The sequence below is a fragment of the Tabrizicola sp. T46 genome (assembly GCF_057219895.1).
This window is the reverse complement of record NZ_JBXVVV010000001.1, coordinates 605295-621248: the sequence shown is the minus strand read 5'-3', so window position 1 is coordinate 621248 and position 15954 is coordinate 605295. Positions and strand designations below refer to the sequence as shown.

At 65.7% G+C, this 15954-nt stretch carries 16 protein-coding genes; 7 read left to right on the top strand and 9 right to left on the bottom strand.

All coding sequences use genetic code 11. The features are described from left to right. Positions 1 to 9 precede the first annotated feature (9 nt). Positions 10 to 711: a DUF599 domain-containing protein gene (locus AC2D9V_RS03165; protein ID WP_484712582.1), complete on the bottom strand. Its 702-nt coding sequence runs from the start codon at positions 709 to 711 to the stop codon at positions 10 to 12. Between the two features lie 184 nt (positions 712 to 895). Here AC2D9V_RS03165 and AC2D9V_RS03160 point away from each other — a divergent pair, with 184 nt between their 5' ends. The 7 genes from AC2D9V_RS03160 (at position 896) to AC2D9V_RS03130 (ending at position 7532) form a co-directional block, all read left to right on the top strand. Next, complete coding sequence (locus AC2D9V_RS03160) at positions 896 to 1252, top strand: potassium channel family protein (RefSeq protein WP_484712581.1); 357 nt, start codon at positions 896 to 898, stop codon at positions 1250 to 1252. Between the two features lie 89 nt (positions 1253 to 1341). Further along, the gene (locus AC2D9V_RS03155) at positions 1342 to 2775 is read left to right on the top strand and encodes an FAD-linked oxidase C-terminal domain-containing protein (protein ID WP_484712580.1); all 1434 of its coding nucleotides are present in this window, start codon (positions 1342 to 1344) and stop codon (positions 2773 to 2775) included. A 49-nt stretch (positions 2776 to 2824) separates the two neighbouring features. Further along, on the top strand, positions 2825 to 3907 hold the full coding sequence (locus AC2D9V_RS03150) for an FAD-binding protein (RefSeq protein WP_484712579.1): 1083 nt from the start codon (positions 2825 to 2827) through the stop codon (positions 3905 to 3907). Beyond that, positions 3907 to 5193 carry a glycolate oxidase subunit GlcF gene (gene glcF, locus AC2D9V_RS03145; protein ID WP_484712578.1) on the top strand — a complete coding sequence of 429 codons (1287 nt, stop codon included), beginning with the start codon at positions 3907 to 3909 and terminating at the stop codon, positions 5191 to 5193. The genes AC2D9V_RS03150 and glcF overlap by 1 nt, the downstream gene beginning before the upstream one ends. Before the next feature lie 120 nt (positions 5194 to 5313). Then, the gene (locus tag AC2D9V_RS03140; protein ID WP_484712577.1) at positions 5314 to 6129 is read left to right on the top strand and encodes a trypsin-like serine peptidase; all 816 of its coding nucleotides are present in this window, start codon (positions 5314 to 5316) and stop codon (positions 6127 to 6129) included. Next, entirely contained in the window at positions 6126 to 6938 is an 813-nt protein-coding gene (locus AC2D9V_RS03135) for a trypsin-like serine peptidase (protein WP_484712576.1), read from the top strand. Before AC2D9V_RS03140 ends, AC2D9V_RS03135 begins: the two co-directional genes overlap by 4 nt. 123 nt (positions 6939 to 7061) lie before the next feature. Then, positions 7062 to 7532: an Hsp20 family protein gene (locus AC2D9V_RS03130; protein ID WP_484712575.1), complete on the top strand. Its 471-nt coding sequence runs from the start codon at positions 7062 to 7064 to the stop codon at positions 7530 to 7532. A 147-nt stretch (positions 7533 to 7679) separates the two neighbouring features. Here AC2D9V_RS03130 and AC2D9V_RS03125 read toward each other — a convergent pair whose 3' ends face one another. The 8 genes from AC2D9V_RS03125 to AC2D9V_RS03090 all read right to left on the bottom strand — a co-directional run bounded on the left by AC2D9V_RS03125 (position 7680) and on the right by AC2D9V_RS03090 (position 15828). Continuing rightward, positions 7680 to 9701, bottom strand: coding sequence for a vWA domain-containing protein (locus tag AC2D9V_RS03125; protein WP_484712574.1), 2022 nt, complete (start codon positions 9699 to 9701; stop codon positions 7680 to 7682). Next, positions 9698 to 10234: an RNA polymerase sigma factor gene (locus tag AC2D9V_RS03120; protein ID WP_484712573.1), complete on the bottom strand. Its 537-nt coding sequence runs from the start codon at positions 10232 to 10234 to the stop codon at positions 9698 to 9700. Before AC2D9V_RS03120 ends, AC2D9V_RS03125 begins: the two co-directional genes overlap by 4 nt. Before the next feature lie 158 nt (positions 10235 to 10392). Next, positions 10393 to 10884: a peptidoglycan-binding protein gene (locus tag AC2D9V_RS03115; RefSeq protein WP_484712572.1), complete on the bottom strand. Its 492-nt coding sequence runs from the start codon at positions 10882 to 10884 to the stop codon at positions 10393 to 10395. Positions 10885 to 11016: 132 nt separating this feature from the next. Further along, the gene (locus AC2D9V_RS03110) at positions 11017 to 12147 is read right to left on the bottom strand and encodes a pyridoxal phosphate-dependent aminotransferase (protein ID WP_484712571.1); all 1131 of its coding nucleotides are present in this window, start codon (positions 12145 to 12147) and stop codon (positions 11017 to 11019) included. A gap of 46 nt (positions 12148 to 12193) precedes the next feature. Continuing rightward, positions 12194 to 12922, bottom strand: coding sequence for an SDR family NAD(P)-dependent oxidoreductase (locus AC2D9V_RS03105; RefSeq protein WP_484712570.1), 729 nt, complete (start codon positions 12920 to 12922; stop codon positions 12194 to 12196). After that, complete coding sequence (locus AC2D9V_RS03100; protein ID WP_484712569.1) at positions 12919 to 13272, bottom strand: cupin domain-containing protein; 354 nt, start codon at positions 13270 to 13272, stop codon at positions 12919 to 12921. The genes AC2D9V_RS03105 and AC2D9V_RS03100 overlap by 4 nt, the downstream gene beginning before the upstream one ends. Positions 13273 to 13368: 96 nt before the next feature. Then, the gene (yghU, locus tag AC2D9V_RS03095; protein ID WP_484712568.1) at positions 13369 to 14208 is read right to left on the bottom strand and encodes a glutathione-dependent disulfide-bond oxidoreductase; all 840 of its coding nucleotides are present in this window, start codon (positions 14206 to 14208) and stop codon (positions 13369 to 13371) included. 141 nt (positions 14209 to 14349) lie between these two features. Continuing rightward, positions 14350 to 15828 (bottom strand): NAD-dependent succinate-semialdehyde dehydrogenase, encoded by a 1479-nt coding sequence (locus AC2D9V_RS03090; protein WP_484712567.1) that lies wholly within the window; start codon positions 15826 to 15828, stop codon positions 14350 to 14352. Positions 15829 to 15954: the final 126 nt, after the last annotated feature.

Genomic DNA, 15954 nt, shown 5'->3' with positions numbered 1-15954 from the left:
CACGAGGCGCTATGGCTTGCTGTTCAGGATCACCCGACGTGAGGCCGAGGCGAACTCGCGCCGAAGCAGCACGCCGGTCGCAAGGATCGTGCCTGCAATCAGCCCCCAGGGGCCGAGGAGCCAGCCTAGTGCCGCCAGGGCGAAGTAGATCGACCGAAGCCCCCGGTTGAAGGTTCGTGCTGCGGTGATGTTGATCTCGCCCGCCTGTGCGGCCCGGTGATAGGCCATGGGATCGGACGGTTCGTTCGGCACTGCCGCCATCAGGACCGAGCAGTAGCCGAACAGCCTGTTCGCCCAGACGAACTTCAAGAGGGCGTTTGCCAGCAGAAAAACCACTGGCAGCATCCGGACGGCGATGTCTGGTCCGCCCTGTGTCGCCGCATCCGCCAGCGGCAGGTCGGCCGCCAGACGCTGGACCGCAGCCGCATTTCCGATCAGCGCCACGCCGCCCCCGATGGCGATCAGTGAAGCCGAGGCGAAGAATGCCGTACCCTGGCGGAGGCTTTCGATCACGGTGGCGTCGAAGATCCGCGGCACGCGGGTCACGAAGGTGCGCATCCACTCGCGCCGATAATCCTCCATCAGGACCGAGACCGAAGGCAGCGACCTTGGCGGATGTTCGGTCAGCCAGCCTGATATCAGCCAGGCCGCCAGCAGCAGACCAAAGCCGATCAGGTCGAGAAGCGGGAGAGAGGAAAGCGGCATCGTCATCTGACAAAGACTATTTGTCTTGGCAGGACTTGTCACTTGCCGACACAGCGGCACCGGGTACGGAGGATCAGCGGCAGGGTGGTCTTGAAGAACGGGAGTGAACCGGCAATGCTTCGATCATTGCGGCATTGCAGCCAGGTGCGGCCGGCACAGCGCCGCAGCGTAATGCGGAAGGACGGCTCGAATGGCGCAGTCTTGGTTCAGCAGAATCGCCAAAGCCTATCTCTCGTTGGGCCGTGCGATCCTTGTTGCCTTCAGCAACCGTGAGGTCCTTCTTCTGTTTTCGCTCACCACGCTGGTCGCCTTCGGCGGTGCCATCGTGTTCATGCTGCTGGAGGATTGGGACTTCATCGACGCCCTTTATTTCGCAGTCGTGTCGATGGCCACGGTCGGCTATGGCGACCTGTCGCCGGAGACCAGCCTCGGCAAGCTATTCACGATTGCCTACCTGATCATTGGCATTGGTATCTTCGTACTGACCGTTGCCGCGGTCGCCGAGGCCATCTTGTCCGAACTGCGCCGCACGCGGAATGGGGCCTAGGCCGCAGGGCCGGTGCCAGACTCATCGAGAATCCTTGCGTGTGCCACGAATTGGTTATATTTTTTTACCAATACTTGGGAGATCGCACCATGCAGATGCCTCAGCCCGATAAAGCCGTGATCGCCGGAAAGGGCCGGATCGTTGCGCGGTTGCGTGCGGTCCTGCCGCCGGACGCAGTGATTGACGATGCCGGTGAACTGCGGGCCTACGAATGCGACGCGCTGACGGCTTACCGTTGCCCTCCGCTAGCGGCCGTGCTGCCGCGAACGACCGCCGAGGTCGGCGCGGTCCTGCGGATCGCATATGAGGAAGGCGTGCCTGTCGTGCCACGTGGATCGGGGACCAGCCTCGCCGGCGGGGCCATGCCGACTGCCGACAGCATCATCCTTGGCGTTTCCAGGATGAACGCGGTGCTCGAAACGGATTACGATAACCGCTTTATCCGGGTGCAGTCGGGGCGTACCAACCTTTCGGTTTCGGGCGCGGTCGAGGCGGACGGGTACTTCTATGCCCCGGACCCGTCCAGCCAGCTGGCCTGTGCGATCGCGGGAAATATCGCGATGAACTCGGGCGGGGCGCACTGCCTCAAGTACGGGGTGACGACCAACAACCTTCTCGGTGTCACGCTGGTCCGCATGGATGGGACCGTCGTGACGCTGGGCGGCCCCTGGGGCGAACCGGGGGGGCTGGATCTGCTGGGTGTCGTCTGCGGGTCCGAGGGCCAGCTTGGCGTGGTGACCGAGGCCTGGCTGCGCATCCTGCCAAAACCGGAAGGAGCGCGCCCGGTCATGGTGGGTTTCGCGTCGAACGAGGTGGCGGGCGCTTGCGTTGCAGACATCATCAAGGCGGGCATCCTGCCCGTCGCGATCGAGTTCATGGACCGTATGCTGATCCGCGTCTGTGAGGATTTCGCCCATGCCGGCTACCCGGATTGCGAGGCGCTGCTCATCATCGAGGTCGAAGGGTCAGAGGCCGAGATCGATGAACAGCTTGCCGCAATCAAGGCGATTGCCGCGCGGCACGATCCGGTAGCGCTGGTTGAGGCGAAGGACGAGGCGCAGGCCAAGCGGATCTGGCTGGGACGCAAGTCGGCCTTCTCGGCCATCGGCAAGATCTCGGACTACATGTGCCTTGACGGCACGATCCCGGTCTCCAGCCTGCCGTACGTGCTGCGCCGGATTGGCGAGTTGTCAAAGCAGCACGGGCTGGCGGTCGGTAACGTGTTCCATGCCGGGGATGGCAACATGCATCCCCTGATCCTTTATGACGCGAACAAGCCCGGGGACCTTGAGACCTGCGAACGGATGGGCGCGGATATCCTGAAGCTGTGCGTCGAGGTCGGCGGCTGCCTGACCGGCGAACATGGTGTGGGGATCGAAAAGCGCGACCTGATGGAGGTCCAGTTCGCCCCGCAGGACATGGAGGCGCAGATGCGGGTGAAGGACGTCTTCGACCCGAAATGGCTCTTGAACCCGGCCAAGGTCTTTCCGCTCGGCACCTCTGAAAGCCGGCGCGCCGGATGACCAACTTCAGGAACCTTCGCGAAGATTCCCGGCCCGAGGGGATGAAATGATGCGACCTCAGACAGAGGCGGAGCTTGCCGAGGCCGTTGCCGGGGCCAAGGGTCCCTTGAGCGTGCGTGGCGGCGGAACGCGCACCCTTGGTCACGCTCTGGGCGAGGTTCTCGAGACAGGCGGGCTGACCGGGGTCGAGCTGTACGAACCCGGCGCGCTGACGCTGGTCGTCCACGCCGGCACGCCGCTCGCCGACGTTGAGGCGACGCTTGCAGCGGAACGGCAGCGGCTGGCCTTCGAGCCGCCGGATCTGCGCGCGCTTCTGGGCCGCGAGGGAACTTCGACCATCGGCGGAGTGGTTGCCGCAAACGCAAGTGGCCCGCGCCGGGTGCAGGCGGGCGCAGCGCGCGATGCGGCGCTTGGTGTCCGTTTCGTCGATGGGTCGGGGACGGTGGTCAAGAATGGCGGCAGGGTGATGAAGAACGTCACCGGTTATGACCTTGTGAAGCTGATGGCAGGCAGCCGCGGCGTGCTCGGCGTGCTCAGCCAGGTGTCCCTCAAAGTGCAGGCAATGCCCGAGGCGGAGGCGACGCTGGTCGTCGAGGGGTTGGGTGACGAGGCCGGGCTGTCCGCCTTGCGCAAGGCGCTTGGGTCGCCGTTCGATGTGTCCGGGGTGGCCCGTCACGCGGACCGCTCGCTGATCCGGGTCGAGGGGCTGGCGGGATCGGTCGCCTATCGCGCGGCGTCCCTGAAGGCTTTGGTTGGCGGCGAAGTCACGCTCGTCGACGGTGCGGCCAGCGCTGCCCTCTGGCGTGAGGTGCGCGATGTCCTGCCCTTTGCCGAAAAGGCGGGCGATGTCTGGCGCGTCGTCACCCTACCCACCGCCGCCGCCGAAGTTGCCGCCAGGACCGAAGGCGAAGCGATCTGGGACTGGGGAGGGGGCCTTATCTGGCTTCGAACGGAACCCGGGCGTGGGGCCGAGGTCGCTGCCTCCGTCGCCGGGCGGGGCCACGCCACGCTTGTGCGCGGTGACGGCGGACCGGTCTTTCCGCCCGAAGCCGCCGAAGTCGCGGCGCTGGCTGCGGGCCTGAAGGCAAAGTTCGATCCGCGCGGAATCCTCAATCCGGGAATGACAGGCTGATGCAGACAACCTTTACCCCCGAACAGCTGAAGGACCCCGGGATCCAGCGAGCGAACGAGATCCTACGTTCTTGTGTCCATTGCGGCTTCTGCACCGCGACCTGTCCAACTTACCAGGTCCTTGGCGATGAACTCGACAGCCCGCGCGGCCGCATCTACCTGATCAAGGACATGCTGGAACAAGGGCGCCCGGCAGACGAAAAGACGGTCAAGCACATCGACCGCTGCCTTTCCTGCCTTGCCTGCATGACGACCTGCCCCTCGGGCGTCCATTACATGCATCTTGTCGATCATGCCCGCGCGCATATCGAAAAGACCTACAAGCGGCCCCTGATGGACAGGATGCTGCGGTCGGTGCTGGCGCGGGTGATCCCCTACCCGGGTCGTTTCCGGCTTGCCCTCCTGGGCGCAAAGATCGCGCGGCCCTTCGCCTTCCTGATCCCTGACCGGCGGCTGAAGGCGATGCTCGACATGGCGCCAAAGCATATCCCCCCGGTCAGCAGGAACGACGACGCGCAGGTCTTCCCGGCCATTGGCGAGCGAAAGCTGCGCGTGGCCCTGATGACCGGCTGCGCACAGAAGGCGCTGAACACCGACATTAACGACGCGACGATCCGCATCCTGCGCCGGCTGGGCTGCGAGGTGGTGGTGGCGCAAGGTGCCGGTTGCTGCGGAGCGCTCACCCACCACATGGGCAAGGAGGACCTGGCCCATGGCTCGGCGGCCGCCAACATCCGCGCCTGGATGGCTGAAAAACAGGCCAACGGCCTTGATGCCATCGTCATCAACACCAGCGGATGCGGGACGACGGTCAAGGATTACGGCCACATGTTCCGCACGGATGCTACGCTCGCTTCGGATGCGGCCACGGTGGCCGGACTGGCCCGCGACATCAGCGAGCTGCTGGTCCAGATCGGTTTGCCCCAAGGTTCGGCCAAGGGGCTGCGCGTGTCGTATCACGCTGCCTGCAGCCTCCAGCATGGCCAGCAGATCAAGACCGCACCGAAGGACCTTCTCAAGCGCGCAGGGTTCCAGGTGGTTGAACCCGCGGACAGCCACCTCTGCTGCGGGTCGGCCGGGACCTACAACCTCTTGCAGCCCGAGATCAGCCAGGACCTGAGGCGCCGCAAGGTCGCGACGCTGGAAGCCACGGCCTCGGACATCATCGCAGCAGGTAACATCGGCTGCATGATGCAGATCGGGTCTGGCACCACGGTTCCGGTCGTCCATACCGTCGAACTTCTGGACTGGGCGACGGGCGGTCCGAAGCCGCGCGCTCTTGGCTGACAGGGCGTCAGAGCAGGCGGGTGATGTTCACTTGCAGCAGGCCCGAAGCCCGGCTTGCCGAAATGGCCGCAAATCCGCCAAACTTGGCCTATATCCCAAGAGTCGAAGCGGGGGGGGTTGATGCGTCAGTTAATCGCACGCCTGTTGGCGGTCCTGACCATCATGGGCGGCGCAGCCACCGTGCGGGCGGATGACGCTGCGATTGTCAGCCTGCAGACGGCCGACGATTCGCGTGGCTGGGATGCCGTTGGAAAGCTCATCCTGGGCGAGCACGGATTTTGCACCGGGGCGCTGATCGAACCCCAGCTCGTCCTGACAGCGGCGCATTGCCTGTATGACAAGACAACCGGCGTCCAGATGAAGCCGGGCGACATCCAGTTCTTCGCAGGCTGGCGGAACGGGCGTGCCATGGCCTACCGTACCGTCAGTCGTGCGGTGACCCATCCCGACTATCGCTACGGCGCGGCGGACAAACTGGACCGCGTCACTGCCGACCTTGCCCTTCTGGAACTCAGCCAGCCCATCCGTCTGCCCTCGCTTGTCCCCTACAAGGTCGGGTCCACCCCCGCCGAAGGTGATATTGTCGGCGTCGTGTCCTACGCACAGGACCGTTCGGAAGCGCCGTCCATCCAGGAAACCTGTTCGGTGCTGGCCGGTCGGGCGCAGACGCTGGTCCTGTCCTGCAATGTCGACTTCGGCTCATCCGGCGCGCCGGTGTTCTCGGTCGTTGATGGAGTTGCGAGCGTGGTCTCCGTGATCTCGGCAAAGGCCGAGGTCGAAGGACGCAAGGTGGCGCTTGCCGTGCCCATCGCTGCGCCCATGGAAGCCTTGCGTTCCGCCCTTGACCACAGTCGCGCCGGGAAGCGGTCCGAACCCGGGAATGTCTCGATCCTTTCCGGGGGGCAGGACAGCGGGGCCAAGTTCATCCAGCCATGAGATGCCTGATCCCTCTTCTGGCACTCGCCCTTCCGGCGGCAGCCCAGGACAATTCGGGCCTTGATCGTCTCGACACACGCGACGACCTTCGGGGCTGGGAGGCTGTCGGACGCGTCGACATCCAGGGGTCCGGCTTCTGTACCGGAACCTTGATCGCCCCCGACCTTGTGTTGACGGCGGCGCATTGCGTGCTCGAGACGGGTGGCAAGCCGATCGACGCCCAGAGGATCACCTTTCGCGCCGGTTACGCCGACGGGGTGGCAGTTGCCGATGTCGCGGTGAAGCGCACGGTCGCAGCCGAGGGGTTCACAGGCAGCGATCAGGCCCCGGTCGAGGAAATGCTCAGCGACGTGGCGCTTCTGGAGCTGGCCAGTCCGATCCCGACCAGCCTGATTTCCCCCTTCACCGTTGCCTTGCCGGGAACCGGGGACAAGGTCAGCGTCGTCTCCTATGCGCAAGGCCGCGAAGAGGCCCTGTCCATCCAGCGCGTGTGCCGGGTCCTTGGTCAGCGACAGGGGTTCATCGCGGTCGATTGTGACGTGACCTACGGGTCTTCGGGTGCGCCTGTCCTCGACCGGTCAGGATACCGCGCAAGGATCGTCTCGATCATCTCTTTCGGTTATGTCGAGGATGGCCGTCCGATCACGTTCGGAATGCGGCTTCCTGCGGTCGTGGACGATCTGAAGGCAAGGCTCCGCGCGGGCCGGGTGACCAGCGAGGCACCCTCGGCCGGAGACGGTTCGGGCGTCAGGCGGATTGGTGTCGGGGGCGGCAACAACGACATCGGCGCAAGGTTCATCAAGCCCTGAGGGGTCTTGAAACCCGCCCCCGCGTTTCCCAGATCAACGCTATCCGGGTGCCATGACGGGCCCGGGAACCCTGCCTTGCCCCGTACCGGGAAGGCCCCTGACATCGCTTCCAGGAGGATGACAATGCGTAACCTCGATTTCGCCCCGCTGTACCGTGCCACCGTCGGCTTCGACCGGATCGCCGACATGATGGACCGCGTGCTGTCGAGCGAGGTGACCCAACCCACCTACCCGCCCTACAACATCGAAAAGACCGCGGATGATGCCTATCGCATCTCGATCGCCGTTGCGGGCTTTGCGCCTGAGGACCTGACTGTCGAGGTCAAGGACGGCAACCTGCACATCGCTGCGCGCAAGGCCGGCGAAGAGACCGACCGCACCTATCTGCACCGTGGGATCGCGACCCGCGCATTCGAGCGCCGCTTCGCCCTTGCCGACCATGTCCGCGTCACCGGCGCGGTGCATGAGCATGGCATGCTCCACGTCGACCTAGTCCGCGAAACGCCCGAGGCGCTGAAGCCCCGCCGGATCGAGATCGCCCGTGCAAACGGCGCGACGCCGGTGCTTGAGGCGAAGGCCGAGACGGTCAACTGATCGCGTTCGGACCGCAATAGGATCGGCGCGCCCTGCGGGGCGCGCCGTTTTTTTTGCTTCAGCCGACCGCTCGTCAATGGCGTCCTCACTCCTCGCTCCACCCTGTACAACGAGCAGGCGAAGCCGCCCGAGGAGCACACGATGGGGTCATTCAGCCGACAGGCCCTGCGCCAGCCGCATGAGGTTGACCGCCTCGATCCGGTAGCCATAGGGATCATCGCCCCGCGCGCCGCCTGCCAGCGCAATGGCGTCATCCCAGCCCCATTCTCCCAGGTAGACCGAACCCTGCAGCAACTGTCCGAAACCCGCGATCGCAGCGGCAAAGTGGGTTTCGTCGGTCGCCATCTCGTTCCCGGTGATCGGTGTTTCGATCAGGGTCGAGCTCTCCGCCCCCGGCGCCTTCCAGCGCAGGCGCAGGAAGCCGAGTTCACCACCCGCCGCCTCGGTTACCGCCGCTGTACCATAGCGCAGCGGGTCGTTCAGCAGCGCCTCCGACCCCGGGGCCGTCACTTCATAGATCGCGGTCACCTGCGTTCCCGCCCCGATCTCGCCCGCGTCAACCGCGTCGTTGTTGAAATCCTCGCGCTGCAGGCTCCGGGTCTCGTAGCCGATCAGCCGATACTCGGCGACCGTGGCGGGGTTCCATTCGACCTGGATCTTCACATCATCCGCAATCGGAAAAAGCGCCCCGGTCAGTTGGTCCACCAGAACCTTCCGCGCCTCGCTCAGCGTGTCGATATAGGCGGCCTGCCCATTCCCGTTCTGCGCCAGTGTCTGCATGATCGCATCGTCGAGGTTCCCACGGCCGAAGCCCAGCACGGAAAGATAGGTCCCCGTCTTACGTTTCTTCGCAACATAGGCCTCCAGCCCCTCGGGGTCGGAAACACCCACGTTGAAGTCGCCATCGGTGGCCAGCAGGATACGCGTGACCTCGCCATCGGCCTTCATGCCCTCGGCCACCTCATAGGCGAGCTCCAGCCCCTCGGCCCCCGCCGTCGACCCGCCCGCCGCAAGGTTCTCCAGCGCCGCAAGGATCGCTGCCCGGTCTCCTGCAGCCGTTGGGGGCAGGACAAGTCCGGCCGAACCGGCATAGGTGACGATCGACACCTGATCCTCGGGCCGCAGTTCCGACAGCATCAGCGTCAGGGACTGCTTCAGAAGCGGCAGCTTGTTCGCATCTTCCATCGAACCGGAGGTGTCGATCAGGAACACGAGGTTCAGCGCCGGGCGGTCGGTCACGGCGGGCAAGGCCCCCTGCACCCCGATGGTCACCAGCCGTGTGGCCGGGTTCCAGGGCGTCTCCATCACCGCGACGGTGGTGGAGAACGCCTCTTCCGGCGTCGGCGCGGGATAGGCGTAGGGGAAGTAGTTCACCATCTCCTCGATCCGCACCTGATCGGGCGTCGGAAGCATCGCCATGTTCAGGGTCGAGCGGAGCACCGACCAGGACGCGGTATCCACGTCGATCGAGAAGGTCGAGACGGGTTCCTCTGCTGTGACCTTCACCGGGTTCGGCGCCGCGTTTGCGTAGGCTTCGCTGTCCTCGGGCTGCGGGAGCAGCATCTCGGGCATCGGGGCAACCATCGGCTCGGCTGCATAATCCAGGGCAACTTCGCCCTCGGCGCGCATCCGGCTGTCGTCCAGCGCCAGGGCTTCCTCCATCGCCACCGGAGGGGCGGCCGCCGGTGCTTCGCTTGAGGTGGCAAGCTCCGCAAGCGGCTGGTCAGGGCGGGACGGTTCCGGCGCAGCCGCAGCAACCGGGGCCTGCCCATCCGTTTCCGCCGTCCGCGCGGCGTCGCCAGCGGCCACCTTGGCCTCGGCCTCGGGCTTCGCCGGTTCGGCGGGCGTGGCAGACATTGGGGACCCGCCCGGCTGCGGCAGGCGCAGATCGGCGACGGGCAGGATCACCGCCACCCCGATCGCAAGCGCCGCGATCGAGGCAGAGGTGGCAAGGGCAGGGCGGGCGGTTAGGAAGTTCAGCATGCGGCGTACTCCTGTCAGGGGGGCCGCCCCTTCCGGGCGGTCCTGACTGGAACGGGCGGCTTCTGCCGATCCTTGGGCACGGTCGAAGTTTTCCATCGCCAGCGCCATCGCGCGTGCGCGGGCATCGGCATCCGGCGCAGGCGCGGCCCGCAGGCGGCGGCGGAGGTCGTCGAGATCGTCGGTCATTTCGCGTCCTCCCGTGCCATGGCCCTGAGGCGCTTCTTCACTTCGCTCATCCGCCAGGCGATCGTGCCTTCCGAGACGCCAAGCACAACCCCGGCCTCGGCCTGGGTCATCTCTTCGCCAAGGACCAGCGCCACGGTGTCGCGCAGTTCCGGCGACAGGCGGGTCATCGCCTCGGCCAGCCAGTCCTCCGCTTCGGCCTGTGCCGTAATCTCGTCCTGCCGGGCCAGTTCCCAGTCCCCCCAGCCAAGCGAGGCTTTCGCCCGCGTCTGCTGGCGACGGCGGAGGTCATGTGCGGCATTCACCACCACGCGGTAAAGCCAGGTGGTGAACCGCGCCTCGCCCCGCCAGTTTTGCAGCTTTGCGGGCAAGGCGGCGCAGATGTCCTGCGCCAGATCCTCAGCCTCGGTCCGGCTGCCCGTCAGCCGCCAGGCAAGTCCGTGGATGCGGTCGTAGTGCCGCCCGACCAGCGTGGCAAAGGCCCCGCGGTCGCCTTGCGCCGCGGCGGTTGCCAGCATCTCGTCGGATGTATCCATCAGCATCACGTTACCTGTGACGCACGCCGCGGGGCAATCCTTGGCGGTGGCTGTGGGCCGCGCGCGAAAATCCCGCCCCCGGACAAAAACGCCCCCCGACCGGGCGTCAGCCGGGCCGGGGGGCTCCTGTAGACCGGGACGCCCCGACATGCCCGACGTCAGTAAAGCAGGCTGTCGTAGATGCCGTAGGCAGACCGCGTCTCGCTCAGGCGCGTGCTCAGACCCTCATCGGCGGCAAAGTCCACGATGGCGCGATAGGTGCCGGGTCCGAAGGCACCGTCGATGCCGCCGCGGTAGTAGCCCCAGGCTCGCAACTGGCGCTGGATTGCCTTGCGCTCGGCCGGCGAATAGCTCTGGAACGCCACGGCTGCCGGGGTGCGATAGATCGACGTCGTAACACTCGGCGCCGGTGTCACCGGGCGGACTGGCGTGGGATCAACGAAATAGGCCGGCGGTGCCGAGCGGACGGTCGGGAGCAGCGGCGCCTGCCGCAGGATCCGGTCAACGATCACCGCAGTGGCGACCCCGGCAACAAAGCTCTGCTCCTTGTCCCCCCAGGCTTGCGCGGGGGCGGCAGGCAGGAGGGCCATGGCAGAAGCCGCAACCAGGGCGGCAGCGGCGCTCCGTGCGCGTGTGACAGTGGACAGCATGTCGTTTCCTTTCCTGTCTGACCCGGACCTCCCGGGTCGATGGAACAGGAATGGGGACCGGGCGGCTGTTAGGCAAATGCGCCGGGGCGTTAGCGGACGACACGCGATTGCTATCAAATAGCGCCTTTGAAATCAAAGCGTTGGCGGGTCGCCACCGGCAAGGAAATGGTGCAGGCGACGCAGGCCTTCCTCCATCCGCGCCTCCGGTCCGCCGCCGACGCCCAGCCGGACATGCTCTGGCTGGCCATAGGCGGACCCCGGCAAAAGAAAGGTGCGCCAGGGCGGTTCCAGCAGCGCACGGGCCAGCGCCTCGCCCCTGATGCCCTGAACCCGGGCCAGCCCGATCAGCCCGGCCTCCGGCCGATGCCAGGAAAGCCGCGGTTCCTCGGCCACGAAACGGTCCAGCCGGTCCAGCGTGGCCCGCCCCTCCGCCCGGGCAACCTTTAGCGCCGCAGCCAGCCGGTCGGGTCGCAGCGCCACCTCGGCAATGCGTTCACCAAGCGTGTTCATGATCTCGGACGAATTCTCGCGCAAGATCATCGCGTCGCGGATGACTTCCAGGCTTTGGCAGATCATCCAGCCGGTCCGCAATCCCTGCAGCCCCAGCGCCTTCGAGACCGATCCCGTTGTGATGCCAAAGGGCGTCAGCCCGGCGATCGAAGGGGGCCGTGGCCCAGCCCATTCCAGCCCAGCATAGACCTCGTCCACCACGAGCCAGATCCCGTGGCGATCGGCCAGCGCCGCCAGCGCGCGCAGGTCCGCCTCGGGGATCAGCCGCCCGGTCGGGTTGTTGGGGTTGGTCAGGAAGATCATCCGCGTCTTCGGGGTGATGGCACGCGCCACCGCCTCGGGGTCCAGCCACCACCCCCGCGCCTCATCCCGCGCCACTTCGACCAGACGCGCGCCGATGGCCTTCGCCATCACGCCCGCCTGCGGCCAACCCGGCGCTTCGGTCACGACCTCATCCCCGGCGACAAGAAGCTGACGGAACAGCAGATAATTCGCCTCCGCAGCGCCCGCCGTGATCAGCACGCTATCTGGATGAAGCCCGAGGCCCGCCTGGTCCAGAATCCTTTGCCGGAGAACGGGCAGACCAAGAAAGCTTACGCCGTTCCAGTCCAGCGACATCTCGGGGTCGAGATCGGCGAGAAACTCCTTCAGCCGCGGCGACCGGGCGAGCGAGAAGCCGATGAAGCATTCCGGCGGTTCGGCCGCGGTGGTCTCAAGAAGGTAGTCGAAGAGCTTGTGGATCGTGACCTTCACGCCGGGCGCACCCCAAGAATCTTCGCCGAAAATTCTTGCCCACACCTCACCGGACGTCGCGCCCCTGGTTCAGGATGATGACGTTCCCAGACGACACATCCCCCGCGGGCGATATCAGGAACCCGACCCAGGCCGCAATCTCCTCAGGCTGCATCGCCCGCCCATGCGGCATTGCGCTGATCGCCTTCGCCAGCACCTCCTCGGTCAGCACGTTGAACAAGGGCGTCTCCGTCATCGCCGGGGCGATGGAGTTCACCGCGATCTTCTCTTTCGCATAGCGCCGGGCGAGGTCCTTCGTCAGCGTGTCCATCGCCGCCTTCGAGGCGCGGTAATGCGGCGGGTCGAAGACGTCGAAGTTGTAGGCGCCGTTCGACGAGATGTTGACGATCTTCCGCACCCCCGGCCGCCCCGCCATCGCCTTCACCGCCTGCTGGCAGCAGTGGAAGGCGGAATGGAAGTTGATCTCCATCTGCCGGGTCAGCTCATCCGCCGGGATGTCGGGGAAATCCGACATGAAGCACGTTCCGGCGTTGTTCACCAGCGCATCCACCCCGCCGAAGCGGGTGGTCAGCCGGTCGAAAAGGTCGGCAATCGCCTCCGGCTCCGTCAGGTCCACGGCTTCGGGGACAAATCCCTCGCGGTCCGCTGCCATCGCCAGAAGGGCGGGGCCGTCGATGTCGACACCCACGACCGTCAGCCCATCGGCCAGTAGCCTATCACTGAAAGCCCGGCCAAGCCCCCCCGCCGCCCCGGTGACGACGGCTACGCGGCTCATTTCGCCACGAAGTCGAAGTGCTTGCGAACGTCTTCCTCGATCTTCCAGGTGCCCTTGAAGTCCTTCTCGACCACGAAGGCATCCCCCGCCTGCACGGTGACCGGTGTGCCGCCATCCGGCGTGATGACGATCCGGCCCTTGATCAGGACCACGTATTCATAGGCCGTGTAGGTCGCGTGATAGCTGCCCTTGGTGCATTCCCAGATGCCCGAGACCATGCTGCCATCCTTGGCCGTGTGCAGGACCCAGGTCTTCATCCGGGGCGAGCCCTCGGTCACCACCCAGCCGTCAAGATCGGCGGTGGAAGGCTCGATTCCGTCGGTCGACGGCAGCTTGGTGATCGACTGCATGGCATGTGCCTTTCTGAAAGAGATGCGTCCGCAGCCTGCATCGCGCATGGCACGCTGTCATGACACTTCACGACCGCGCCGCGCCTGATCCCGACCTCAGCCCCGCTTGAAATCCGCCGCCGAGTGCCGTTCGGGCAGCTGTTCCTCGGCCGGTCCCCAGGTCCGGTTCACCATCCGCCCGCGTACCACCGCAGGCCGGGCGTCGATCCGCCTGGCCCAGGCCAGGACGTGGGTGTAGCTCGCCACATCCAGAAACTCGGCGGCGTTGTAGGCGCGCCCCAGCACCAGGTTCCCGTACCAGGCGTAGATCGCCATGTCGGCCAGTGAGTATTCCCCGGCCATCCACTCATGCTCGGCCAGATGCCGGTCCAGCACGTCCAGCTGGCGCTTCGTTTCCATCGCATAACGGTTGATCGGGTATTCCTGCTTGGTCGGCGCATAGGCGTAGAAATGCCCGAAGCCGCCGCCAACGAACGGCGCGGACCCCATCTGCCAGAAGAGCCAGCTGAACATCTCGGTCCGGTTCCGTGGATCTTTCGGGATGAAGGCCCCGCCGAACTTCTCGGCCAGATAAAGCATAATCGACGCGCTTTCGAACACGCGCTGCGGCGGGCTGACCGCATGGTCCATCAGCGCCGGGATCTTCGAATTCGGGTTCACCTCGACAAAGCCCGAGCCGAACTGGTCGCCCTTGCCGATGTCGATCAGCCAGGCGTCGTATTCGGCGTCGTGGCCCGCGTCCAGCAGCTCTTCAAGCAGCATGGTGACCTTGACCCCGTTCGGCGTCGCCAGCGAGTAAAGCTGCAACGGGTGCTTGCCGACCGGGAGGGCCTTCTCGTGCGTCGGCCCGGCGATCGGGCGGTTGATGCTGGCAAAAGTGCCGCCCGAGGGCTGCTCCCATTTCCAGACCTTCGGCGGGGTATACTCGTTCGACATCTCGGAACCCTTGGATTGGCGTCGAGCCGAAAGCTAGCGCACCGAACCCACCCCTGCCAGATGCGGGAACCGGCGTGACCGGCCTGCCGAAATGCACAAAGGGCGGCCCGGCGGCCGCCCCTTGTTTTCCTTTGTGCCCTGTCAGATCGAGAGGCAGACGTATTTCAGTTCCATGTAGTCGTCGATCCCGTGACGGCTGCCCTCACGGCCAAGGCCCGACTGCTTCACGCCACCGAAGGGCGCCATCTCGTTCGAGATGAGGCCGGTATTCACGCCCACCATCCCGTATTCCAGCGCCTCCTGTACCCGGGTGATCCGGCCGATGTCGCGGGCGTAGAAATACGAGGCAAGCCCGAAGATGGTGTTGTTCGCCATCTCGATTACCTCTTCTTCGGTCTCGAACTTGAACAGTGGCGCCAGCGGCCCGAAGGTCTCTTCCTGCGCGACCTTCATGTCCGGCGTGACCCCGGTCACGACCGTGGGCTCGAAGAACGACCCGCCGAGCTCGTGCCGCTTGCCGCCGAGCACGACCTTGCCGCCACCGGCCAGGACGTCGGCAATATGCTCTTCGACCTTGTCCATCGCGGCTTCGTTGATCAAGGGGCCGGTCGTGACGCCGGGTTTCAGCCCGTCGCCGATGGTCAGCTTCTTCACGGCGGCCGTCAGCTTTTCGGCAAAGGCGTCATAGACGCCGGCCTGCACGTAGATCCGGTTCGCGCAGACGCAGGTCTGGCCGTTGTTCCGGAACTTCGAGATCATCGCGCCTTCGACCGCGGCGTCCAGATCGGCGTCATCGAAGACGATGAAGGGCGCGTTCCCGCCAAGCTCCATGCTGCATTTCAGGACCTGGTCGGCGGCCTGCTTCAGAAGGATGCGACCCACCTCGGTCGACCCGGTGAAGGTCAGCTTGCGGATCAGCGGGTTCTCGCAGAACTCCTTGCCGATATCCGACGACCGCTTCGAGGTGATGACCGAGAAAAGGCCCGCCGGCACGCCCGCGCGCTCGGCCAGAAGGGCCAGCGCCAGCGCCGACAGCGGCGTCTCGGCGGCGGGGCGCGCGACAAAACCGCAGCCTGCGGCCAGCGCCGGGGCAACCTTCCGCGCGATCATCGCGTTCGGGAAGTTCCAGGGCGTGATCGAGGCGGCCACGCCAATCGGCTGCTTCAGCACATGGATCCGCTTGTCGCGCTGGTGGCCGGGGATAATGTCGCCATAGGTGCGCTTCGCCTCTTCCCCGTAGAACTCGATATAGCTCGAGCCATAGGCGATCTCGCCCTTCGCCTCGGGCACCGGCTTGCCCATCTCGGCGGTCAGGATCGTGGCCAGGTCGTCCTGGTTCGCCATGCAAAGGTCGAACCACTTGCGCAGGACCTGCGCGCGCTCCTTGCCGGTGCGACCGGCCCATTCGCGATGCGCCTTGTGGGCGGCGGTGATGGCGCGGGCGGTTTCGGCCCGGCCAAGGTTCGGCAGGTGGCAGATCACGTCGCCGCGCGCCGGGTTGGTCACCGTGAAGGTCGAGCCGTCATCGGCGTCGACCCACTGGCCGGCGACATAGGCCTTCGTCACCAGAAGCGAGGGATCTTTCAGAAGCGACGCGAGGTCGGTCACGGAATCGAGCATGGGGGCCTCCATTGATTGGGAAACGGCGTGCCACGCGCTGGGCGGGATGTCCAGTTTCCCCCGACCAATCATGCCATGTTTTGATCAAATTCTGCAAGGCCTGGACGTAAGGCCCCGGAGTTTTCG